This window comes from Mycobacterium sp. (assembly GCF_036273375.1).
Classification (GTDB): domain Bacteria; phylum Actinomycetota; class Actinomycetes; order Mycobacteriales; family Mycobacteriaceae; genus Mycobacterium.
On the sequence record NZ_DASUHS010000027.1, the window covers coordinates 47998 to 70796 of the forward strand.

Sequence of the window (22799 nt, forward strand, 5' to 3'; positions counted from 1 at the left end):
TCCAAGGGTCGTGGCCAACTAGGGTGGGCTCGTGACTTCTCACTATGACGTCGTCGTCCTCGGTGCCGGTCCCGGCGGATATGTCGCAGCCATTCGCGCCGCACAGCTGGGCCTGTCCACCGCGGTCGTCGAACCGAAGTACTGGGGTGGAGTCTGCCTGAACGTCGGATGCATCCCGTCCAAGGCCCTGCTGCGCAACGCCGAACTCGCCCATATCTTCACCAAAGAGGCCAAGACGTTCGGCATCAGTGGCGAGGCGAGCTTCGACTACGGTGTCGCGTTTGACCGCAGCCGCAAAGTGGCCGAGGGCCGCGTCGCCGGCGTGCACTTCCTGATGAAGAAAAACAAAATCACCGAAATCCATGGCTACGGCCGCTTTACCGACGCCAACACGATGTCGGTCGAGCTCAACGAGGGCGGCACCGAAACCGTCACGTTCGACAACGCCATCATCGCCACCGGCAGCAGCACCCGCCTGGTCCCCGGCACGTCGCTGTCGGCCAACGTGGTCACCTACGAAGAGCAGATCTTGTCCCGGGAGTTGCCGGCGTCGATCATCATCGCCGGCGCGGGTGCCATCGGCATGGAGTTCGGCTATGTGCTGAAGAACTACGGAGTCGACGTGACCATCGTCGAGTTCTTGGCGCGCGCCCTGCCCAACGAGGACGCCGATGTCTCCAAGGAGATCGAGAAGCAGTTCAAGAAGCTGGGCGTCAAGGTCCTTACCGGAACGAAAGTCGAGTCCATCTCCGACAACGGCTCCGAGGTGACCGTCGTCGTCAGCAAGGATGGCAACTCACAGGAACTCAAGGCCGCGAAGGTGTTGCAGGCCATCGGTTTTGCGCCCAATGTCGAGGGCTTCGGCCTGGAGGCGGCCGGCGTCGCGCTGACCGACCGCAAGGCCATCGGAATCACCGACTACATGCGCACCAACATCGAGCACATCTACGCCATCGGTGATGTCACCGGAAAGCTGCAGCTGGCCCATGTCGCCGAGGCCCAGGGCGTGGTGGCCGCCGAAACCATCGCCGGCGCAGAGACTTTGGCGCTCGGTGACTACCGAATGATGCCGCGCGCGACGTTCTGCCAACCGAATGTCGCCAGCTTCGGGCTCACCGAGGAACAGGCCCGCGACGAAGGCCACGATGTTGTGGTGGCGAAGTTCCCGTTCACCGCGAACGGCAAGGCCCACGGTGTGGGTGACCCCAGTGGGTTCGTCAAGCTGGTCGCCGATGCCAAATACGGTGAGCTGCTGGGTGGACACTTGGTCGGCCACGACGCCTCCGAACTGCTTCCGGAGCTGACGCTGGCCCAGAAGTGGGACCTGACCGCGACCGAGCTGGCCCGCAACGTGCACACCCACCCGACCATGTCCGAGGCGCTGCAGGAATGCTTCCACGGCCTCACCGGACACATGATCAATTTCTGAGACAAGAGATGATGCGCACCGTCACGCTTGAGGCCATCGCGGGTGCCGTCGGTGGCCTGGTGACCGGTTATGTCCTGTGGTTGCTGGCCATTTCGAACGGCGACAATGCGACGGCCGGCCAGTGGGGACCACTGGTACTGCTGGCCTCGGTGGTGCTGGGGATCTGCGCCGCGGCATGGGGCTTCACGCAGCGCCGTCGCGCCAAGCGGGCATGGGCGGCGTTCGCCTTCGCGCTGCCGGTACTTCCCGTGATACTGACGCTGGCTATCCTCGCCGACGTCTACCTGTAGCTAATGCGGATGGTCCAGCGGAATGTCGAGCGCTGACATGGTCGCGGCAAGGCCGTCGTATTGGCTGGCGAGTAAACAGAATTCGATCAGCTGCCGCCGATCCAGGTGAGTCTCCAGCTGCTGCCAGGTGCCGGCGGTGACGGTCCGGTCCTTGACGAATTCGTCGGTCGCCGCCAGCAGCGCCTGCTGGCGCACGGTCAGGCGCGCACCGACCGGGTCCAGCTTCTCGGGCCAGGCGAAGATGGCGGCCTGCAGGTCCGCATCCAACCCGGCCGCCCGTGCCATCCGGCGATGGTGCTGCAGTTCGTATTCGCACGCGCGCAGATGCGCCACCCGCAGGATCACCAATTCGGTGTCGATGGTGGGAAGCTTCCCGCGCAACAGCCGGCCCCCGTAGGCCAGCCAGGTCCAGAACAGCAACCGGCGCTGACCCAGCGTGGTGAACAGGTGCATCTCCGGGGCGGCCACGGTGCGCGCACCCAGCTTCGCGATCACCCAATTGATCGGTCCCAGTTCGCGAAACCGCCCCGACGGGATGCGACCGTCCGGCAGGCCGCTCACGGTTGCGTCACCAGGTAGGGAGACACCGTGCTGCGGTGCTCGTCGAGATCGAGTGCGCGTCCGAGCGCGGGAAAGGCGCGCTGCGGGCAATTGTCGCGTTCGCAGACCCGGCAACCCGCGCCGATCGGTGTGGCCACTGTTCCTGGTTCCCCCGAGACGTCGAGTCCCTCCGAGTAGACGAGCCGGTGAGCGTGCCGAAGCTCGCAGCCCAACCCGATCGCGAAGGTCTTACCCGGCTGACCATACCGGGCCGCGCGACGTTCCACGGTGCGGGCCACCCACATGTAGTTGCGGCCATCGGGCATCTGCGCGATCTGCACCAAGATCTTGCCCGGATTGGCGAACGTCTCGTAGACGTTCCACAGCGGGCAGGTGCCTCCACTGGACGAGAAGTGAAAGCCGGTAGCGGACTGCCGCTTTGACATGTTCCCGGCCCGATCGACCCGGACGAAGGAGAACGGCACGCCGCGCATCGACGGGCGCTGCAACGTCGAAAGCCGGTGCGCGATGGTCTCGTAGCTGATCGAGTAGAACGACGACAACCGCTCGACGTCGTAGCGGAAATTCTCTGCGACGTCGTGAAATTGGCGGTAGGGGAGCACGGCGGCCGCGGCGAAATAGTTGGCCAACCCCAGCCGCGCCAGGGTGCGTGACTCGTCGCTGGTGAATTTGCCCTCCTCGACCAAGGTGTCGATGAGATCGCCGAACTCGAGATAGGCCAACTCCGCGGCCATCTTGAAAACCTGCTGGCCCAACGACAAATGGTTGCTGAATTCCAGCGTTTTGGTTTTGGGGTCGAAGCGGTGCAGCACGGTGTCGCCCAGATCGATCCGGCGGTTGATGTGCACTCCGTGCACCTCGGTGAGACGGCGGGTCAGCTCCCGCGCCAAATCGCCGTGATGCAACCGCATTTTGATGGTCAGGTCCTCGGCGGCGGTGTCCAACTCGTGCAAGTAGTTCTGGCGTTGGTAGAAGTAATCGCGCACTTCCTCGTGCGGCATGGTGATCGAGCCGCTGCCACTGCCATCGGAGAACCGCTCCTCGGTAGCGGCCGCAAGCTGCGCCGTGGTGATCCGGTAGCGCCGGTGCAGATTGACCACGGCGCGGGCCAACCCGGGATGGGCACTGACCATCTCGGCGACCTCGGTCGGGTCGACGTCGATGTCCAGATCACGGTCCATGGTGACCTCGCGCAACTCGGCCACCAGTCGGGTGTCGTCCTGGGAGGAGAAGAAGGTCGCGTCCACCCCGAACACCTCGGTGATGCGCAGCAGCACGGCCACCGTCAGCGGGCGAACGTCGTGCTCGATCTGGTTGAGGTAGCTCGGCGAGATTTCCAGCGTCTGAGCCAGCGCGGCCTGGGAAAACCCGCGTTCGTTGCGCAGCTGGCGAACGCGTGAGCCGACGAACGTTTTGGACACTTCTCCAAGATTACCGGTCCATGCGAAGAATCAATTCGCAGACTTGGCATCGGGTACGGTCTCGTCGGGATTAGTATTCGACGCACCTCGTTGGCATGATTCGACCGGGCCTTCGGCCTTAACCTGGGGCAACCACGAGGAGGAACGGGGAGCGACGGCGTGAGCCTGGATAAACAAATGATGCCGGTGCCCGACGGTCACCCTGACGTTTTCGATCGCCAGTGGCCGTTGCGGGTGGGCGATATCGACCGCACGGGCCGGTTGCGGCTGGACGCTGCCGCCCGCCACATCCAGGACATCGGCCAGGACCAGCTGCGTGAGATGGGTTTCGAGGAGACTCATCCCCTGTGGATCGTCCGGCGCACCATGCTCGATTTTCTGCGTCCGATCGAATTCCAGGACATGCTGCGCATGCGTAGGTGGTGCTCGGGCACCTCGAACCGCTGGTGTGAGATGCGGGTTCGCATCGATGGCCGCAAGGGCGGGCTCATCGAGTCGGAGGCTTTCTGGATCAACATCAACCGCGAAACCCAGATGCCCTCGCGGATCGCCGACGACTTCCTGGCGGGCCTGCACAAGACGACCTCCGTCGACCGGTTGCGGTGGAAGTCCTACCTCAAGCCGGGCAGCCGCGACGACGCGGCGGAGATCCACGAGTTTCCCGTCCGTGTCACCGATATCGACCTGTTCGACCACATGAACAACTCCGTGTACTGGAGCGTGATCGAGGACTACCTGGCGTCGCATCAGGAGCTCATGCGGGCACCGCTGCGCATCACCATCGAACATGAGGCGCCGGTGGCGCTGGGCGACAAGCTGGAGATCATTTCGCACGTCCACCCCGCCGGATCCACCGAACAATTCGGCCCCGGGCTGGCCGATCGCGCTGTTACAACGCTCACATATGCCGTCGGCGACGAGACCAAAGCCGTCGCCGCGATCTTTGCTCGGTAACAGGACAAGCGTCCCGGTTAAATTGTGCTTTGACCTGCGGCGATAGGGTTACTGACGGGTAGCTTCTGAAACGGTTAAGTTTGTTAGCAAGTTAGCAAGCTTGGCAAATTCGTGCGTTCCCGTTGCTTAAATTGGCAACTGAAACGGGTAGACCGCCCCCCACGAGCTGTGCCATCTTCGAGTTAGCACACCAGTGAAGTTGAGCCGCTAGCTACCGCCGGTGAGGCATCCAGCAACTCAGTAGTGAAGATCGTGAAGGAGCATGCCCAATGTCTGTCGTTGGCACCCCCAAGAGCGCCGAACAGATCCAGAGGGACTGGGACACCAACCCGCGTTGGAAGGATGTCACCCGGACCTACACCGCCAAGGACGTCGTCGCCCTGCAGGGCAGCGTGGTCGAGGAGGCCACCCTGGCGCGCCGCGGCGCTGAGGTGCTGTGGGAGCAGCTTCACGACCTGGAGTACATCAACGCGCTGGGCGCCCTGACCGGCAACATGGCCGTGCAGCAGGTGCGCGCCGGCCTGAAGGCCATCTACCTGTCGGGCTGGCAGGTCGCCGGCGATGCCAACCTGTCTGGCCACACCTACCCCGACCAGAGCCTGTACCCGGCCAACTCGGTACCGCAGGTGGTGCGCCGGATCAACAACGCGCTGCTGCGCGCCGACGAGATCGCCGCGGTCGAGGGTGACACCTCGGTGGAGAACTGGCTGGCGCCGATCGTCGCCGACGGGGAGGCCGGTTTCGGTGGTGCGCTCAACGTCTACGAGCTGCAGAAGGCCATGATCGCCGCCGGCGTGGCGGGATCGCACTGGGAGGACCAGCTGGCCTCGGAGAAGAAGTGTGGTCACCTGGGCGGCAAGGTGCTGATCCCGACCCAGCAGCACATCCGGACCCTGACCTCGGCCCGCCTGGCTGCCGACGTGTGCGACGTTCCGACCGTCGTCATCGCCCGTACCGACGCCGAGGCCGCCACGCTGATCACGTCCGACGTCGACGAGCGCGACCAGCCGTTCATCACCGGTGAGCGGACCAAGGAAGGCTTCTACCGGGTCCGCAATGGCCTGGAGCCCTGCATCGCCCGGGCCAAGGCCTACGCGCCGTTCTCCGACCTGATCTGGATGGAGACCGGAACTCCGGATCTCGAGCTCGCCGCCAAATTCGCCGAGGGCGTCAAGGCCGAGTTCCCCGATCAGATGCTGGCCTACAACTGCTCGCCGTCGTTCAACTGGCGCAAGCACCTTGACGATTCCACCATCGCGAAGTTCCAAAAGGAGCTCGGGGCAATGGGATTCAAGTTCCAGTTCATCACGCTGGCCGGCTTCCACGCCCTGAACTACTCGATGTTCGATCTGGCCTACGGCTACGCCCGCAACCAGATGAGCGCTTACGTCGAGCTGCAGGAGCGCGAGTTCGCCGCCGAGGAGCGTGGCTACACCGCCACCAAGCACCAGCGTGAGGTGGGCGCCGGTTACTTCGACCGCATCGCCACCACGGTGGACCCGACCTCGTCGACCACCGCGCTGACCGGCTCCACCGAAGAGGGCCAGTTTCACTGAGGACGAGCGGGCTTTGGCCCGCGAGGACAAGCGGGCTTTGGCCCGCGAGGCACTGAGCCACTGCCCCCGCGGCGCAAGCCGCGCCGTGAAATGAGATGAAGTAGCGTAGGCCCCGCCCAGCTAAATCTGGGCGGGGCCTATTGCGGTGCAAGACGATACGACACCGGAGAGAGATCAGTGAGTGACGCAACGATTCAGCGGGTAGGAGTTGTCGGGGCCGGCCAGATGGGTTCCGGCATCGCCGAGGTCTCGGTCCGCGCCGGTGTCGACGTGATCGTGTTCGAAACCACCGAGTCCCTCATTACGGCCGGACGCAACCGCATCGTGAAGTCGCTGGAGCGCGGCGTCAGTGCCGGCAAGGTGACCGAGCGGGAACGCGACCGGGCGCTGAGCAAGCTCACCTTCACGACAGACCTGAAGGACCTCGTCGACCGCCAACTGGTCATCGAGGCGATCATCGAGGATGACGCCGTCAAGGCGCAGGTCTTCGCCGAACTCGACCGGCTCATCACCGACCCGGACGCGGTTCTGGCGTCCAACACCTCCAGCATCCCGATCATGAAGATCGCCGCGGCCACCAAGAACCCGCAACGCGTGCTGGGCCTGCACTTCTTCAACCCCGTCCCGGTGCTGCCGCTGGTCGAGTTGGTCAGCACGCTGGTCACCGACGACGCCGCCGCCGCGCGCACCGAGGAATTCGCGAGCGCGGTGCTGGGCAAGCAGGTCGTGCGCTGCTCCGATCGGTCCGGCTTCGTGGTGAATGCGCTGCTGGTGCCGTACCTGCTGTCGGCAATCCGCATGGTCGAAGCCGGTTTTGCCACCGTCGAAGACGTCGATAAGGCCGTGGTGGCCGGGCTGTCGCACCCGATGGGCCCGCTGCGGCTGTCCGACCTGGTCGGTCTGGACACCTTGAAACTGATCGCGGACAAGATGTTCGAGGAGTTCAAGGAACCGCAGTACGGCCCGCCGCCGCTGTTGCTGCGCATGGTGGAGGCCGGCAGGCTCGGCAAGAAGACGGGCCAGGGCTTCTATACCTACTGAGTAATAACTGATGTCCCACCGGACGGGGTGCGAGAACTTCTTCCGCAGGGCATCAGCAATGTGGGGCAATTCACAATGGTTAAGTAGGGCAAATCAATTCAGCCCCCAACGGTGCTCCGGTGGGGGCTGATTGCTTTGATGAGCCGGCTACTTCTCCAGCGTGAACTGATTGACGTCGGTGTAGCCCTGCCGGAACAGGTCCGCGCAGCCGGTCAGGTACTTCATGTAGCGGTCGTAAACCTCTTGGGACTGGGTGGCCAAAGCCCGCTCGCGATTCGCCTCGAGTGCCTCGGCCCACAGATCCAATGTCCTCGCGTAGTGCAGCTGCAGCGACTGGACCCGAGTCAACTCGAAGCCCACCGTGACCCCGTACTCGCCGACGGTTTGGGGCGTGGGCAGCGCGCCGCCCGGGAAGATCTCGGTCAGGATGAATTGCGAGAACTGAACGATCTCGCGGGTCAGCGTCAAGCCCTTGGCGCGGGCATCTTTGAACGAGGGCCGAACGATGGTGTGCAGCAACATCACTCCGCCGGGCGGCAGCGCTTGGTAGGCCATCTTGAAGAAGCGGCCGTAGCGCTGGCGGCCGAAGTGCTCGAACGCGCCGATCGACACGATGCGGTCCACCGGCTCGTCAAATTTTTCCCAGCCCTCCAGCAGCACCCGCCTGGTGCGGGGGCTGTTCATCTGGTCGAAGGATTTCTGGACATGCTCGGCCTGGTTCTCCGACAGCGTCAGGCCGACGACGTTGACGTCGTATTTCTCGATGGCTCGGCGCAGGGTTGCTCCCCAGCCGCAGCCGATGTCCAGCAACGTCATCCCGGGCTCGAGCTTGAGCTTTCCGAGCGCCAGATCGATTTTCGCGATCTGCGCCTCCTCGAGGGTCAGGTCATCCCGCTCGAAGTACGCGCAGCTGTAGGTCTGGGTGGGATCCAAAAACAGCCGGAAGAAGTCGTCGGACAAGTCGTAATGAGCTTGCACGTTTCCGAAATGCGGCGTGAGCTGCACAGACATGTCGATTCGAGCCTTTCTATATGCGGGGGACAGGGGTAGGCAGCCGAACGCCGACCCCGCTATATCCCCCGATGCTCCCCTGGATGCTAGTGCCTGCGATGGTCCAGGTCGCCCTGCAAGTCGCGTGCGTAGCGTCACACGGGACGGGCGTAATCCCCAAAACGCGCAGTGCGTACCGAGGCCATCTCTAGGGTCCGAACTCGCCGTCTCGGGGCGGCACGATCGGTGAAGGATGGGGTTCCTCGCGGAACTTCTCCAGCGATCCGCCGACCTCGACGATTCCCTTGAGCGCATTCCAGCTCAGCATGGTCAGGTAGTCGATCAACTCATCGCGACTCATTCGCGGGTACGACATCCAGGAGTGGGTGGCCAGCTGCACGCCGCCGACAATCAAATACGCCCACGGTTCCGCGCCCCCGGTGTCCATCCCGGCGTGTTGCATGCGACGGCGCATCAGTACCGCGAGCATGCGCGCGATGATGCGCTCGGAGTCGGCAATGACCTTGCTCTTGCTGGCCGAGCTGTTGGACATCACGAATCGGTATGGCTCGGGCTCGTTCGCGACGGTCTCGACGTACACGCGGATAACCTCGCGGGTCAGGTCGAAGCCGTCGAGGTTAGACGTCAGCGCGCCGGCCATATTGGGAATCAGGGTGGTTTGAGTGAATCGCATCATCACGGCCGTCGTCAGGTCGTTCTTGTCGACGAAATAGCGGTACAGCACTGTCTTGGAGACCCCGATCTCGGCGGCGATCTCATCCATGCTCAGCGCGCCACCCAGTCGGCGAATCGCGTCGATCGTGCCGTCGACCAACTCGTTACGACGCTCCACTTTGTGTTGATGCCAGCGCCGCTTGCGCCCATCCATCTTGACGCTCACAGCCCTGATTTGCTCTGCCACAGTCGCCGATTTCCATTCCCCTAGACGCCCTTGATCTTACGGCGTGAGGGGCCGGTTTCTTGCGCTGGCGGGCGCGAATGAGACGTCGCGAGCAGTGTCGTCACACTAATCGGCGGGAAAGATAGATGATGGAGTGGTGGCACATCGAGCCTCGGTGAGAGGCGAAGCGTCGGGCCCGCCGGTGGCGAGGCCCGATTCGACGCCGCCAACCGCCGCGGCACGCCCTCCTCGCGCGTCTTTTGCCGAATCTTTTGCCGGCGCCGATCCCGAAGCCGACGCGCAGCGCCGGGTGGCGTTGCGCCGGATGAAGATGGTGGCACTGAGCTTTCTGATCGGTGCCACCGTCGTGTTCCTCGCCTGCCAGTGGGCCCAGGCGCACGCCGGCCTGGGGACATGGGTGGGATACGTCGGCGCCGCCGCCGAGGCCGGCATGGTGGGCGCGCTGGCCGACTGGTTCGCCGTGACCGCGCTCTTCAGGCACCCACTGGGCATTCCCATCCCGCACACCGCGATCATCAAACGTAAGAAGGACCAGCTCGGCGAGGGTTTGGGCACGTTCGTCCGGGAAAACTTCTTGTCGCCGGAGGTCGTCGAAACCAAGCTGCGCGACGCCCAGGTGTCCGGCAGGCTCGGCAAGTGGCTGTCGGAGGCCGCCCACGCCGAACGGGTGGCGAGCGAGGCGGCCACGGTGCTGCGGGTACTGGTCGAACTTCTGCGCGACGAAGACGTCCAGCAGGTGATCGACCGGATGATCGTGCGCCGGATCGCCGAACCGCAGTGGGGTCCACCGGTCGGGCGAGTGCTGGCCACCTTGTTGGCCGAGCACCGGCAAGAGGCGCTGATCCAGTTGCTGGCCGACCGGGCCTTTCAGTGGTCGCTGAAGGCCGGCGAAGTCATTCAACGGGTGGTCGAGCGCGACTCGCCGACCTGGTCGCCGCGCTTTGTCGACCATCTGGTCGGAGACCGCATCCACCGCGAACTGATGGACTTCACCGACAAGGTACGCCGCAATCCGGACCACGAGTTGCGCCGGTCGGCCACTCGCTTCCTGTTCGACTTCGCCGAGGACTTGCAGCACGACCCGGACACCATCGCGCGCGCCGACGCGATCAAAGAGCAACTGATGGCGCGCGACGAGATCGCCAACGCCGCGGCGACTGCGTGGAAGACGCTGAAACGGCTGGTGCTCGAGGGTGTGGATGATCCGTCCAGTGCACTGCGCACCCGGATCGCCGACACCGTGGTCCGCATCGGGGAATCGCTGCGCGACGACGCCGACCTGCGGGACAAGGTCGACAACTGGTTGGTCCGGGCGGCCCAGCACCTGGTCTTGCAGTATGGGGTGGAGATCACAGCGATCATCACCGACACGATCGAACGTTGGGACGCCGAGGAGGCCAGTCGGCGCATCGAATTGCATGTGGGTCGTGACCTGCAATTTATTCGGATCAACGGGACGGTGGTCGGTTCGCTGGCGGGTCTTGCGATCTACGCCATCGCGCAGTTGTTGATCTAGCGATTTTCTAGCAGTGCTAACAAGTGCTTGCAATAGCAAGCACTTGTAGTAGTCTGAGGCGCGTCAAGATCAGCCGACGACCAGGAGCACGCCATGACGCCCGAGGAGAAACTCTCCGCCAAGGTGTCCAACGCTGCCTCCGACATGGCCTCCGACATCGGTAGCTTCATCCGTAGCCAGCGTGAACTCGCGCAGGTGTCGGTGCGCCAACTCGCCGAAAAGTCCGGGGTCAGCAATCCATATCTGAGCCAGGTGGAGCGGGGATTGCGTAAGCCCTCCGCCGATGTCTTGAACCAGATCGCGAAGGCCCTCCGGGTCTCCGCCGAGGTTCTCTATGTGCGCGCCGGGATTCTCGAGCCAACTGACAAAAGTCAGGTGCGGGACGCGATCGTCACCGATATTGCGATCACCGAGCGGCAAAAGCAAATTCTGCTCGACATCTACTCATCGTTCGCGCAGCAAAACGAATCGATCCCGGAGGAGTGTTCGACTGAATCCGACAGCGAGTGATCAGTCCGTTTCATCCGGCACCGTAACCATCTGTGCTGGGAGTTTGCGCGAAAAGCGGGCTGTTTCGTCGCGGTAGCGAGTTGGCGATGTATAGACGACCGGCCGTCGGGGTTACCCAAAGGGAGGACCTACCGGTTCCCGAGCAATTGCTGAACGAACCACCCCGGCACCTGGCGGCCCCAGTTGCGAAGGAGACGTTTGCACCTAACTTCTCGACCAAACAGCTAATAACACCGATAGCGAAAACACATCACGAAAGGAAAGACCATGGCGGAAAACACCAACATCGAAGACTTGCGGGCCCCGCTGCTCGCGGCGCTGGGCGCGGCCGACCTGGCCCTGGCCACCGTCAACGACCTGATCGCCGGGCTGCGTGAGCGCGCCGAAGAGACCCGCGCCGAGACCCGCACCCGGGTCGAGGAGCGTCGCGCTCGCTTGACCAAGCTCCAGGAGGACCTGCCCGAGCAGTTCACCGAGCTGCGCGACAAGTTCACCACCGACGAGCTGCGCAAGGCCGCCGAGGGCTATCTGGAGGCGGCGACCAGCCGGTACAGCGAGCTCGTGGAGCGCGGTGAGGCGGCCCTGCAGCGGCTGCGTAACCAGAGCGCGTTCGAGGACGCGTCCGCGCGCGCCGAGGGCTACGTCGACCAGGCCGTCGAGCTGACTCAGGAAGCTCTCGGCACCGTCGCGTCGCAGACCCGCGCGGTCGGCGAGCGCGCCGCCAAGCTGGTTGGCATCGAGCTGCCGGGCAAGACGGAAGCGACCACCAAGAAGGCCCAGAAGGCCGTTGCCAAGAAGGCTCCGGCCAAGAAGGCCCCGGCCAAGAAGGCCCCGGCCAAGAAGGCTCCGGCCAAGAAGGTCACCCAGAAGTAAGCAAGTCACTCCACGACGTTCGGCTCCGAGTCGCCTTCGGGTGACTCGGAGTCGACGTTTTGGCGGGTGCCCGCATACCCTTAAGGCGTGAACCACCTCGTGGGAACCGTCATGTTGATCTTGCAGATCGCCGTTTTAGTGACGGCGATCTATGCGTTCGTGCATGCCGCGCTGCAACGACCCGACGCCTATACCGCCGCCGAGAAGCTGACCAAACCGGTGTGGTTGCTGATCTTGGGAGGGGCCGTCGCCCTGACATCCATCTTGGGTTTCGTTTTCGGCGTGCTAGGTATGGCGATCGCGGCCTGCGCCGCCGGTGTGTATCTGGTCGATGTTCGGCCCAAACTGCTTGAGATTCAGGGTAAGTCGCGCTAGCGGAATGAAGGTCCTGCTGACGGCGCCGGTCGCGGTGCTCGTCGCCTTGTCCTGTCCGGTACCGCACGCCGTTGCCGCGCCCGACCCCGGCAGCGGGGCGGCGAATCCGCCCGCCCCGGCCCCGCCCTACATCGATCACACCCGGTGGGCGCAGTGGCAGGGCAGAACCAGCCTGCGGGTCTTCCCGACGCCGGCCGGCCGAACCGCCTCGAGAATCCCCGCAACCACGGCGCCGGCCGACGAGGCCTGGGCCGAGGTGCTCGCCTTGTCCCCGGACGCCGACACCGCGGGCATGCGCGCGCAGTTCCTCTGCCACTGGCAGTTCGCCGAACTCGCCCAGCCCGGCAAGGTCAGCTGGAACCTGGAGCCGTGGCGACCGGTCGTCGACGACACCGACATGGTCGCCTCCGGCTGCAATCCCGGCGGTCCGGAAGAATCCTTCTGATGGCAACCCAACCCAGCCGAGCGCAGCTGGCGGCATTCGTCGACCACACCCTGCTCAAACCGGAAGCAACCGACGCCGACGTGGCGGCCCTGGTCGCGGAGGCGGCCGAACTGGGCGTCTACGCGGTGTGCGTCTCGCCCTCGATGGTTCCCGTCGCGGTGCGAGCCGGCACCGGCGTGCGGGTGGCCAGCGTGGCTGGCTTTCCGTCCGGCAAGCACCTCCCGGCGGTGAAGGCGCACGAAGCGGCCCTGGCCGTCGCGTCCGGTGCCTGCGAGATCGACATGGTCATCGATGTCGGGGCGGCGCTGGCCGGCGACATCGACGCGGTGCGCTCCGATGTCCATGCCGTGCGCAGCGCGATCGGCGGCACCGTGCTCAAGGTGATCGTGGAGTCGGCGGCGCTGCTGGCGCTGGCGGACCAGCCCACGCTGGCACAGGTATGCCGCGCCGCCGAAGGCGCCGGCGCCGACTTCGTGAAGACGTCAACCGGGTTTCATCCGGCCGGCGGCGCATCCGTGCGCGGGGTCGCCCTGATGGCCGAGACGGTCGGTGGGCGCCTCGGGGTGAAGGCCAGCGGAGGCATCCGCACCGCCGCCGACGCGCTAGCAATGCTGGATGCCGGCGCCACCCGCCTGGGGCTGTCGGGCACCCGGGGAGTGCTCGACGGCCTCGACAGCCTCGGCTGAACTGTCCGGCTCCTCAGCGCGCCGTGCCGGCGCGCATCGTCACCGGACGAACTAGGTCGCTCGCCGTCAGAGGTTGGCGAAGCAGGGGTCGTTGTCGTTGCCGCCGGTCGGAATGCTGGCGTTCTTCGTCGAGAAATGGCTGGTCACACCCGTATCGGTGACCTGCACGCTGTCGGCGTGGATACCCAATGGGTAGTTCTTCGTCTGGTTCGAGGTGAACTCGTCCAGCGTCGACTGCACGGACTCCTTGGGCATGGTGAAACCGAGCGCGTTGAAACTGACGATCTGCAGCTCCAACCCGTTGCCCGACACGACCGGCTTGGCCGTGATGTTGTCCAACATGCCCTTCAACTCGATGGTGCCGTCGGCGGGATGGGTGGTGACGGTGTTGGTGACGAACGGACCCAGAACCGGGACCGCGTCCTGCACCGACTGCTTGATGCCATCACTGGTCCAGGTGATGGTGGCGTCCAGCGAGCCGATGGTGCCCTTCGAGTTGCCGGTGTCCTTGAGCCGGACGTCGTTGATGTTGACTGAGAGCTTCATGCCCTTGGCGTCGCGGAGGTTGTTGCCGGCCGTCTGCACCGAGATATTGGTGTAGTGGCTCGTCGCCACTTGCCACAGCATCAGGGGGGTCACCCCGAAGGACGCGGTGGCCTGGTCCTTGACCTCGCACGCCACCGCCTGGGCAATCTTGTTGTCCGCGGTATGGCGCACGTACAGCTCGGCCCCGATGAGCGCGGCGATGATCAGCGCGAACACGATGACGAAGATCAGCAGGATTGAGACCGGGTCACGACCGAAGCGGCGTTTCTTTTTCCCCGACGCCGCGCCGTCGTCGGGGGGAGTGGTCAGCCGCTCCGTTTGGCCGGCGGGCGGGGTGGGCGGCGGCGGGTAGCCGGGCTGCTGCATGTTCGGCTGGGGCGTCCCGAATCGCTCGGTCCGCCCCGGCGGGGGACCGTGGGCGGGGGGCGGCGGCGGGGGTACGTGACCCGGGCCGCCGGTGCTGATCCGCTCGGTCGGCCGCTCTGTGGGAGGCTGGCCGAAGGGCCCCTGGTGGGGGGGACGGGTCCACTTCGACGGGTCCGGGTTCGGTGGTCCTTGCGGGTTCGTCACCCGACTGATTCTGCCTTATCAACCTGAGTAAAGTCCGAGCGGTTGCGCAGGACCGCGATGCTCTCCCGGGCCTCGGCGACCCTGTCGACGTCGATGTCGGCAACCAGCAGCTGCGGATGGGCGCCGGCCGACGCGACGACGTCGCCCAGCGGCGAGACGATCAGGCTGCCCCCGACGCCGGTCGGTGCCCCCGATCCGGCTCCGTGAGTGCCACCGGGATCCGCCTGACCGGCCGCCGCGACATAGCTCATCGAATCGAGTGCCCGGGCGCGAGCCAGCAGCGTCCACTGGTCGAGTTTGCCGGGACCCGCACCCCAGGACGCGCACACCGCGATCACCTCGGCGCCGCGGCGGGCCAATTCGGTGTAGAGCGCCGGGAAACGAATGTCATAGCAAACGGTCAGCCCCACCCGGACGCCGTCGACCGTGATCACCACCGGATCGTGTCCCGGCGCGACTGTGCGTGATTCGGCGAAACCGAACGCGTCGTAGAGGTGGATCTTGTCGTAGTGGGCGTCCGACTGGGCGGAATCGCGCGGACCGGCCGCGATCAGCGTGTTCTTCACCCGCCCATCGCCCGACGGGGTGAACATCCCGGCGACGACGGTGATGTGGGAATCGGCCGCAATGCGGCGCACCCCGTCGGCCCAGGGCCCGTCGACCGACTGAGCGACCGGGCCCAGCGGCACGCCGAACCGGCACATCGTCGCCTCCGGGAACACCACCAGCTTCGCGCCCGCGTCGGCGGCATGGCGACTGTATTCGGCCACCAGCTGCAAGTTTGCCGCGGGGTCGGTGCCGCTGAGTATCTGCGCCAAGGCGATTCGCATGAGCGCCAGCTTAGGCCCGGTGTCGATGCGGGCCGGCCCGGCGGCGGTCGAAAGCCTCAGGCCGTTTTGGCGATCCACTCCGTGGTGAAGCGCTGTTCGGCGGCGACCAGTTCGGCCAGCCGGGTGCCGATGATGTTCTCCAACTTGCCGCCGATGATCGGGACGCGCACCTGGACTGTGGCGCGGAACGTCAGCCGGCTGCCGCCGGTCTCTTCGATGGGCTCCAGGACGGCGGTGCCGGCCAGGTTCACCGGCGCGTCCACGATGGAACCCACGACCGACCCGGTCGCGGCGCCGGCGGTGACCGGCCCCCACGCCTCCTCGCGGCGGATACGCAGGTCACCGCTGTGCAGCTGCGTAACCATTCCCGGCAGCTTGTCGCTACGGATCACCTGCAGCGTGACGACCTCGACGGTGTCCTCGCCGCCGACCCGCATCGACTCCAGCATGGCGACGTCGACGCCGGACCCGGCCAGCCTGGCCCGCCAATAATTTGCATCGGTGAAGGCGCGGTGCACCTCGTCAACACTGCCGTCGTAGTCGGCCGACAAGTCGAATGAACGCGGCATAGCAGGTCAGGCTACCGTTACGGGCCATGAAATCCAGCGGAGCCGGTTCGGAGTTCGCCGGTGCGCCGGTGGCCGACGCGGTGCCACTGGCGCCGCTGACTACGCTGCGGGTCGGACCGACCGCGCGCCGCCTGATCACCTGCACGACCAGCGACCAGGTGATCGCCACTTTGCGGCGGCTGGACGCCGAAACACCTGGCGGGCAACGCGACTCGGTGCTCGTCTTCGCCGGCGGCTCCAACCTGGTGATCTCCGACGCCCTGACCGACCTGACCGCGGTGCGGCTGGCCAATGACGGCATCACCGTCGAGGGCAACCTGGTCCGCGCCCAGGCGGGCGCGGTGTGGGACGACGTCGTGGTCACGGCCATCGAGCACGGCCTCGGCGGGCTGGAATGCCTGTCCGGCATCCCCGGGTCGACCGGGGCCACCCCGGTGCAGAACGTCGGGGCGTACGGCGCCGAAGTCTCCGACACGATCACCCGGGTGCGGGTGCTTGATCGCGGCAGCGGTGAGGTGCGCTGGGTGCCGGGCAGCGAGCTGGGGTTCGGCTACCGCACCAGTGAGTTCAAACGCGGCGGCGCCAGCGGATTCGAAATCCCTTCTGTCGTACTGGAAGTGGAGTTCGCGCTGGACGCCTCCGGGCGCAGCGCGCCGTTGCGCTACGGCGAGCTGGCCGCCGCGTTGAACGTGGCCGGCGGCGAGCGCGCCGACCCGCAATCCGTCCGCGACGCCGTGCTCGCCTTACGGACGCGCAAGGGCATGGTGCTCGACTCTGCCGACCACGACACCTGGAGTGTGGGCTCGTTCTTCACCAACCCGGTGGTCGCCCCGGACGTCTACGAACGGCTGGCCGCAACAGTTGACGAGCCGGTCCCGAACTACCCCGCGCCCGGCGGGGTCAAGCTGGCCGCCGGCTGGTTGGTGGAGCGGGCGGGCTTCGGCAAGGGCTATCCGCAGCCGGGCCAGGGCGGCCTCGAAGAGCCCTGCCGGTTGTCCACCAAGCACGCGCTGGCGCTGACCAACCGAGGCAGCGCCGGCTCCGACGACGTGATTAGGCTGGCCCGCACCGTCCGCGACGGAGTCAGGGATGTGTTTGGCATCACACTGGTCCCCGAACCCGTCCTGCTCGGCTGCAGGTTGTAGCCGCAGAATTTGCCGAAGCGCGCCCGGCCCCGATTTGTGGTGGCCGGGCCGCCCGGTTTTCCCCGGTATCTTTGATTTTCGTGACCCCGTCCAACGCCCCGCGGCCGTTCAACCGGCGTGCGGCTTTGGCGACCCTGGGATTGGGTGTGCTGGCCCCCACAGTGTTGGCCGCGTGCGGCGGCACGACCGCGAAGCAAGCCGAGAAGAAACAGCAGCCGGCACCGCAGCTCAAGTACCAGCCCACCAATGCGACCGACAACGTGGTGCCAATCGCCCCGGTCAGCGTAGAGGTCAACGACGGCTGGTTCCAGCGCGTCACGCTGTCGAACTCCTCGGGCAAGGCCGTCGCGGGCGCCTTCAATCAGGACCGCACCGTCTACACGACCTCCGAGCCGCTGGGCTACGACCAGACCTATACCTGGAACGGCTCGGCCGTCGGACACGACGGCAAGGCGGTCCCGGTGGCGGGCAAATTCACCACGGTGTCGCCCACCAAGAAGATCGGTGGGTCATTCCAGCTCGCCGACGGTCAGACCGTCGGGGTCGCGGCGCCGATCATCGTCCAGTTCGACGCGCCGATCACCGACAAGGCCGCCGTCGAAAAGGCGCTCACCGTCACCACGAATCCGCCCGTCGAGGGCAGCTGGGCCTGGTTGCCCGACGAGGCGGCCGGTGCCCGGGCGCACTGGCGGACTCGCGAGTACTATCCGGCGGGCACCACGGTCAACGTCGAGGCCAAGCTCTACGGCCTGCCGTTCGGCGATAGCGCCTACGGCGCCGACGACATCTCGCTGAACATCCAGATCGGTCGCCGGCAGGTGGTGAAGGCCGAGGTCACGTCGCACCGCATCCAGGTGGTCCGCGACGAGGGCGTCATCATGGACTTTCCGTGCAGCTACGGCGAGGCCGACAAGGCGCGCAACGTCACCCGCAACGGCATCCACGTGGTCAGCGAGAAGTACGCCGACTTCTACATGTCCAACCCGGCCGCCGGTTACAGCCACATCCACGAACGCTGGGCGGTGCGGATCTCCAACAACGGGGAGTTCATCCACGCCAACCCGGCGAGCTCCGGCGCCCAGGGCAACACCAACGTCACCAACGGGTGCATCAACCTGTCGACGGGCGACGCCGAGCAGTACTTCCAGTCGGCGATATACGGCGACCCGGTCGAAGTGACCGGCAGCACGATCCAGCTGTCCTACTCCGACGGCGACCTCTGGGACTGGGCCGTGGATTGGGACACCTGGGTGGCCATGTCCGCGCTGCCGCCGCCGAGCGCACACCCGCCGGCCAGCCAGATTCCCGTCACCGCGCCGGTCACGCCATCCAACGCGCCGACCCTGTCGGGCACTCCGACCACGTCGACGACACCGGCCAGTACCGGCCCGGCTACCCCTGGCGGTTAAACCGGGAGGTCGTGGCCTGGTCGCGCGGCTTCATCACGATCAAGTCGAGATCGACGTGCGACGGCCGCGACGCGACGAACCCGATCACCTCGGCGACATCGTCGGCCACCAGCGGTGTGATGCCCGTGTAGACGGCCTCCGCGCGTTGTTGGTCGCCGTCGAAGCGGACCAACGAGAATTCCGTTTCGACCGCACCCGGGGCGATCTCGGTCAGCCGCACCGGCTTGCCCAATAGCTCGCCGCGCAGCGTGCGGTGCAGCGCTCCCTGGGCGTGTTTGGCCGCCGTGTATCCCGCGCCGCCGTCGTAAACCTCAAGTGCCGCAACCGACGTGACGGTGACGATCAGCCCGTCGCCCGAGTCGATCAGCTTGGGCAACAACGCGCGGGTGACCCGCAGCGTGCCGATCACGTTGGTCTCCCACATCCACTGCCAGTGCTCGAGGTCGGCGTCGGCGACGGGCGCCAGTCCCCGGGCGCCTCCGGCGTTGTTGACCAACACGTCGACGCGATCCAATTTGCTCGCCAATGTTTCGACCGCCGCATCATCTGTGACATCGGCCACAATGGCGGTACCGCCGATCTCACTGGCCAGGGCCTCAATCCGGTCCGCCCGGCGCGCCACTGCGACGACGTGAAAGCCCTGCGCAGCCAGGTTCCGGGCGGTTGCTGCGCCGATCCCCGAGCTGGCACCGGTGATTACTGCGACTCGTTTATTCCTGCCAGTTTTAACCATCGAAACAACCTTAATGAACGTGCTAGATTTTGCGTGTGCTCCTTAGCGCCCTGTCCAACACCACGACCACCGCGTGTCTTTGCGCGGCGGGTGCGTGTTGTTGCTGCGCATTTTGCCGCTCCTGACCCAAGCCAGGTGTGGCCAATACGGCCAGCAAAAATCGGACAAAAGGACGCTCGTGCGCACGAATACCCTCACCCATACCCATCATTCGTCCAGTCGTGCCGCCGGGCACCTGCCCGGTCAAAAGGGCCACCGCTCGGTGCGCCGGCAAATCGTGCCGCCGGCGCTGAATATCCCCGGCTCGGCGGCGGCCTCCGTCTTCCGGGCCGTCCGGCTGCGTGGCCCCGTCGGCCGTGACGTCATTGCCGGCGTCACCTCGCTGAGCATCGCCACGGTCAACCGCCAGGTCATCGCCCTGCTGGAAGCAGGCCTGCTGCGCGAGCGCGCCGATCTGGCCGTCTCCGGCGCGATCGGCCGCCCGCGCGTGCCGGTCGAGGTCAACCACGAGCCGTTCGTGACGCTCGGCCTCCACATCGGTGCACGAACCACCAGCATCGTGGCCACCGACCTGTTCGGCCGCACCCTTGACACCGTCGAGACCCCGACTCCGCGCAACCCGGCCGGGCCCGCCCTCGCGACGCTGGCCGACAGCGCCCGCCGCTACCTGCGGCGTTGGCATCGCCGGCGGCCCCTGTGGGTGGGGGTCGCCATCGGTGGCACCGTCGACAGCGTCACCGGCCAGGTGGACCACCCGCGACTGGGCTGGCGGCAGGCGCCGGTCGGACAGGTGCTGGCCGACGCCTTGGGCCTGCCCGTCTCGGTGGCCTCACACGTCGACGCCATGGCGGGCGCCGAGCTGCTGCTGGGCATGCGGCGGTTCCTGCCCAGCTCGCCGACCAGCTTGTACGTCTACGCCCGCGAGACCGTGGGCTATGCGCTGGTGATCGGCGGGCGGGTGCACGTCCCGGCCAGCGGCCCGGGCACCATCGCGACCCTGCCGGCCCACTCGGAGCTGCTCGGTGGCACCGGCCAACTGGAGTCCACCGTCAGCGATGAGGCCGTCGTGGCCGTCGCACGCCAGCTGCGCATCCTGCCGTTCGCCCCGGCGAACCGCGCCAACGGATCCGCCACCGGCATCTCCGATCTGCTGCGCGTGGCGCGAGCCGGCAACCAGCAGGCCAAGGACCTGCTCACCGAGCGGGGCCGCGTGCTCGGTGAGGCGGTGGCGTTGCTGCGCGACATGCTCAACCCCGACGAGCTGGTGGTCGGCGGCCAGGCTTTCACCGAGTACCCCGAGGCGATGGAACAGGTCGAGGCGGCGTTCGTCGAACGCTCGGTGCTGGGGCCGCGCGACATCCGCCTCACCGCCTTCGGCAACCGGGTGCAGGAGGCCGGCGCGGGAACCGTCTCGCTGTCCGGGCTGTATGCCGATCCACTGGGCGCGATGCGGCGCGCCGGGGCGCTGGATTCTCGGCTGCACGACGTGGCTCGCGACGAGTCGTCCGCCTGACGCGACTGTCGTGTCCGGCGCGCTTGAGCTGGACGCGGAACCATCCTGTAAAGATGACAGGGTGCGGCACGATGACGTTTTCCGGCTGAATGAACCGCGCCGTGTCGCAGTGTTGGCGGTCCACACCTCACCACTCGCCCAGCCCGGCACCGGCGACGCGGGCGGCATGAACGTCTACGTGCTGCAGACCGCGTTGCACCTGGCGCGGCGGGGCATCGAGGTGGAGATCTTCACGCGCGCGACCGCTTCCGCCGACCCGCCGGTCGCGCGGGTGGCGCCCGGGGTGCTGGTCCGCAACGTCGTGGCGGGCCCGTTCGAGGGCCTGGACAAATACGACCTGCCCACCCAGCTGTGCGCGTTCGCGGCCGGGGTGTTGCGCGCCGAGGCATCGCACGAGCCCGGCTACTACGACATCGTGCACTCGCATTACTGGCTGTCCGGGCAGGTGGGTTGGCTGGCGCGCGATCGTTGGGCGGTGCCGTTGGTGCACACCGCGCACACGCTCGCCGCGGTCAAGAACGCGGCCCTGGCCGAGGGGGATTCTCCAGAACCGCCGCTGCGCACGGTCGGCGAGCAGCAGGTCGTCGACGAAGCGGACCGGTTGATCGTCAACACGGACGACGAAGCCAACCAACTGATCTCGATTCATCGCGCCGACCCGGCGAGAATCGACATCGTCCACCCCGGAGTGGATCTCGACGTGTTCCGCCCCGGCGACCGCAGGGCCGCCCGGACCGCACTGGGACTTCCGCTCGATGAAGACATCGTGGCGTTCGTCGGCCGGATCCAGCCACTGAAGGCGCCCGACATCGTGTTGCGCGCCGTCGCGAAGCTGCCCGGCGTGCGCATCGTCGTGGCCGGGGGGCCCTCGGGTAGCGGCCTGGCGTCCCCGGACGGATTGGCCCGGCTGGCCGACCAACTCTGTATCACCAAGCGCGTGACGTTCCTGCCCCCGCAGTCGCGCCCGAATCTGGCCACGCTGTTCCAGGCGGCCAATCTGGTTGCGGTGCCCAGCTATTCGGAGTCTTTCGGTCTGGTCGCCCTCGAGGCGCAGGCGTGCGGGACGCCGGTGGCCGCGGCCGCGGTCGGCGGGCTGCCGGTGGCCGTGCGGGACGGGGTGACTGGCACGCTGGTGGCCGGGCACGACGTCGAACAGTGGGCGGATGCCCTGGGCCGGCTGCTGCGATTGCCTGCGCCGCAAGCCGACGCGGTGGGCCGCGCGGCAGTCGCGCATGCCGCAACGTTCTCCTGGGACCACACCACCGACGCGCTGTTGGCCAGCTATCGGCGCGCGATTCGCGAATACACCGCGGAGCGCCGGGGGGTGGGCGCATGACGCCTTCCGCCGGTGACGATGCAGAGCGAAGCGATGCGCAGGAGCGGCGCATCAATTCGGCCACGGTCAGCCAGGTGATCGAGGATGCCCTGCAGGCCAGTGGGCTGAACTACTCGAAACATGCTGGGGCACATGGTGGTTCATCGGGGCTCGTGGTCGAACTGCCCGGCGAGCGCAAGCTCAAGACCAACACCATCCTGAGCGTCGGCGAGCATTCGGTGCGGGTCGAGGCATTCGTGTGCCGCAAGCCCGACGAGAACCACGAAGGCGTCTACCGCTTCCTGCTCAAGCGCAACCGCCGCCTCTACGGCGTGGCCTACACCCTGGACAAGGTCGGGGACATCTATCTGGTGGGCCGCATGTCGCTGCACTCGGTGGACGCCGACGAGCTCGACAGAGTGCTGGGGCAGGTGCTCGAAGCGGTGGATTCGGACTTCAACACGTTGCTGGAGTTGGGGTTTCGCTCATCGATCCAGAAAGAGTGGGAGTGGCGGGTGTCTCGCGGTGAGTCGCTGAAGAACCTGGAGGCCTTCGCCCACCTGATCGACGACGACGACGATGACGCTGACGACCGCTGAA

General features: G+C 66.2%; 24 protein-coding genes. 16 read left to right on the top strand and 8 right to left on the bottom strand.

The annotated features are described in order from the left end of the window. Positions 1-31 precede the first annotated feature (31 nt). Positions 32-1429, top strand: coding sequence for a dihydrolipoyl dehydrogenase (gene lpdA, locus VFW69_RS03030; RefSeq protein ID WP_526498030.1), 1398 nt, complete (start codon positions 32-34; stop codon positions 1427-1429). Positions 1430-1437: 8 nt separating this feature from the next. Then, positions 1438-1719, top strand: coding sequence for a hypothetical protein (locus VFW69_RS03035; protein ID WP_526498032.1), 282 nt, complete (start codon positions 1438-1440; stop codon positions 1717-1719). On the opposite strand, the gene VFW69_RS03040 is transcribed toward VFW69_RS03035, so the two are convergent. Then, positions 1720-2280, bottom strand: coding sequence for a carboxymuconolactone decarboxylase family protein (locus VFW69_RS03040; protein ID WP_526498034.1), 561 nt, complete (start codon positions 2278-2280; stop codon positions 1720-1722). It lies immediately after the preceding gene. Then, positions 2277-3701, bottom strand: a complete 1425-nt coding sequence (gene ramB / locus VFW69_RS03045; protein ID WP_526498036.1) for an acetate metabolism transcriptional regulator RamB — start codon at positions 3699-3701, stop codon at positions 2277-2279. The genes VFW69_RS03040 and ramB overlap by 4 nt, the downstream gene beginning before the upstream one ends. Before the next feature lie 159 nt (positions 3702-3860). Here ramB and VFW69_RS03050 point away from each other — a divergent pair, with 159 nt between their 5' ends. The 3 genes from VFW69_RS03050 (at position 3861) to VFW69_RS03060 (ending at position 7252) form a co-directional block, all read left to right on the top strand. Next, entirely contained in the window at positions 3861-4655 is a 795-nt protein-coding gene (locus VFW69_RS03050) for an acyl-[acyl-carrier-protein] thioesterase (RefSeq protein WP_526498038.1), read from the top strand. A 269-nt stretch (positions 4656-4924) separates the two neighbouring features. Continuing rightward, complete coding sequence (gene aceA, locus VFW69_RS03055; protein ID WP_526498040.1) at positions 4925-6211, top strand: isocitrate lyase; 1287 nt, start codon at positions 4925-4927, stop codon at positions 6209-6211. Positions 6212-6388: 177 nt separating this feature from the next. Next, complete coding sequence (locus tag VFW69_RS03060) at positions 6389-7252, top strand: 3-hydroxyacyl-CoA dehydrogenase family protein (protein WP_526498042.1); 864 nt, start codon at positions 6389-6391, stop codon at positions 7250-7252. A 147-nt stretch (positions 7253-7399) separates the two neighbouring features. On the opposite strand, the gene pcaA is transcribed toward VFW69_RS03060, so the two are convergent. Next, positions 7400-8263, bottom strand: a complete 864-nt coding sequence (pcaA, locus tag VFW69_RS03065) for a cyclopropane mycolic acid synthase PcaA (protein WP_526498044.1) — start codon at positions 8261-8263, stop codon at positions 7400-7402. Positions 8264-8450: 187 nt separating this feature from the next. Then, entirely contained in the window at positions 8451-9164 is a 714-nt protein-coding gene (locus VFW69_RS03070) for a TetR/AcrR family transcriptional regulator (protein ID WP_526498046.1), read from the bottom strand. 133 nt (positions 9165-9297) lie between these two features. On the opposite strand from VFW69_RS03070, the gene VFW69_RS03075 reads away from it, so the two are divergent. The 6 genes from VFW69_RS03075 to deoC all read left to right on the top strand — a co-directional run bounded on the left by VFW69_RS03075 (position 9298) and on the right by deoC (position 13569). Then, positions 9298-10680: a DUF445 domain-containing protein gene (locus VFW69_RS03075; RefSeq protein WP_526498048.1), complete on the top strand. Its 1383-nt coding sequence runs from the start codon at positions 9298-9300 to the stop codon at positions 10678-10680. A gap of 93 nt (positions 10681-10773) precedes the next feature. Continuing rightward, the gene (locus VFW69_RS03080; RefSeq protein ID WP_526498050.1) at positions 10774-11190 is read left to right on the top strand and encodes a helix-turn-helix domain-containing protein; all 417 of its coding nucleotides are present in this window, start codon (positions 10774-10776) and stop codon (positions 11188-11190) included. Positions 11191-11457: 267 nt separating this feature from the next. Beyond that, positions 11458-12063, top strand: a complete 606-nt coding sequence (gene hbhA, locus VFW69_RS03085) for a heparin-binding hemagglutinin HbhA (protein WP_526498052.1) — start codon at positions 11458-11460, stop codon at positions 12061-12063. Between the two features lie 87 nt (positions 12064-12150). Then, on the top strand, positions 12151-12438 hold the full coding sequence (locus VFW69_RS03090) for a DUF2516 family protein (RefSeq protein WP_067122766.1): 288 nt from the start codon (positions 12151-12153) through the stop codon (positions 12436-12438). A gap of 4 nt (positions 12439-12442) precedes the next feature. Beyond that, complete coding sequence (locus VFW69_RS03095; RefSeq protein WP_526498055.1) at positions 12443-12883, top strand: DUF2599 domain-containing protein; 441 nt, start codon at positions 12443-12445, stop codon at positions 12881-12883. Next, positions 12883-13569, top strand: coding sequence for a deoxyribose-phosphate aldolase (gene deoC, locus VFW69_RS03100; protein ID WP_526498057.1), 687 nt, complete (start codon positions 12883-12885; stop codon positions 13567-13569). The genes VFW69_RS03095 and deoC overlap by 1 nt, the downstream gene beginning before the upstream one ends. Positions 13570-13635: 66 nt before the next feature. Here deoC and VFW69_RS03105 read toward each other — a convergent pair whose 3' ends face one another. From VFW69_RS03105 to VFW69_RS03115, 3 genes are read right to left on the bottom strand one after another with little or no spacing between them, the layout of a single operon-like run. Further along, entirely contained in the window at positions 13636-14685 is a 1050-nt protein-coding gene (locus VFW69_RS03105; RefSeq protein ID WP_526498059.1) for an LmeA family phospholipid-binding protein, read from the bottom strand. Further along, on the bottom strand, positions 14682-15515 hold the full coding sequence (locus tag VFW69_RS03110; protein ID WP_526498061.1) for a carbon-nitrogen hydrolase family protein: 834 nt from the start codon (positions 15513-15515) through the stop codon (positions 14682-14684). Before VFW69_RS03110 ends, VFW69_RS03105 begins: the two co-directional genes overlap by 4 nt. A gap of 56 nt (positions 15516-15571) precedes the next feature. Continuing rightward, positions 15572-16084 (bottom strand): DUF2505 family protein, encoded by a 513-nt coding sequence (locus tag VFW69_RS03115; protein WP_526498063.1) that lies wholly within the window; start codon positions 16082-16084, stop codon positions 15572-15574. 26 nt (positions 16085-16110) lie between these two features. Between VFW69_RS03115 and VFW69_RS03120 the strand changes: the two genes are divergently transcribed. Beyond that, a complete protein-coding gene (locus VFW69_RS03120) occupies positions 16111-17229 on the top strand; it encodes a UDP-N-acetylmuramate dehydrogenase (protein ID WP_526498065.1) in 1119 nt (372 codons plus the stop codon). Positions 17230-17261: 32 nt separating this feature from the next. Next, positions 17262-18638, top strand: coding sequence for an Ig-like domain-containing protein (locus VFW69_RS03125; protein WP_526498092.1), 1377 nt, complete (start codon positions 17262-17264; stop codon positions 18636-18638). Here VFW69_RS03125 and VFW69_RS03130 read toward each other — a convergent pair. Beyond that, complete coding sequence (locus VFW69_RS03130) at positions 18622-19371, bottom strand: SDR family oxidoreductase (RefSeq protein WP_526498067.1); 750 nt, start codon at positions 19369-19371, stop codon at positions 18622-18624. The two genes, VFW69_RS03125 and VFW69_RS03130, sit on opposite strands and share 17 nt — an antisense overlap. Positions 19372-19633: 262 nt before the next feature. On the opposite strand from VFW69_RS03130, the gene VFW69_RS03135 reads away from it, so the two are divergent. The 3 genes from VFW69_RS03135 to VFW69_RS03145 all read left to right on the top strand — a co-directional run bounded on the left by VFW69_RS03135 (position 19634) and on the right by VFW69_RS03145 (position 22798). Beyond that, positions 19634-20884 carry an ROK family protein gene (locus VFW69_RS03135; protein WP_526498094.1) on the top strand — a complete coding sequence of 417 codons (1251 nt, stop codon included), beginning with the start codon at positions 19634-19636 and terminating at the stop codon, positions 20882-20884. Positions 20885-20945: 61 nt separating this feature from the next. Further along, positions 20946-22220 carry a D-inositol-3-phosphate glycosyltransferase gene (gene mshA, locus VFW69_RS03140; RefSeq protein WP_526498069.1) on the top strand — a complete coding sequence of 425 codons (1275 nt, stop codon included), beginning with the start codon at positions 20946-20948 and terminating at the stop codon, positions 22218-22220. Then, on the top strand, positions 22217-22798 hold the full coding sequence (locus tag VFW69_RS03145; protein WP_526498071.1) for a YbjN domain-containing protein: 582 nt from the start codon (positions 22217-22219) through the stop codon (positions 22796-22798). The genes mshA and VFW69_RS03145 overlap by 4 nt, the downstream gene beginning before the upstream one ends. Position 22799: the final 1 nt, after the last annotated feature.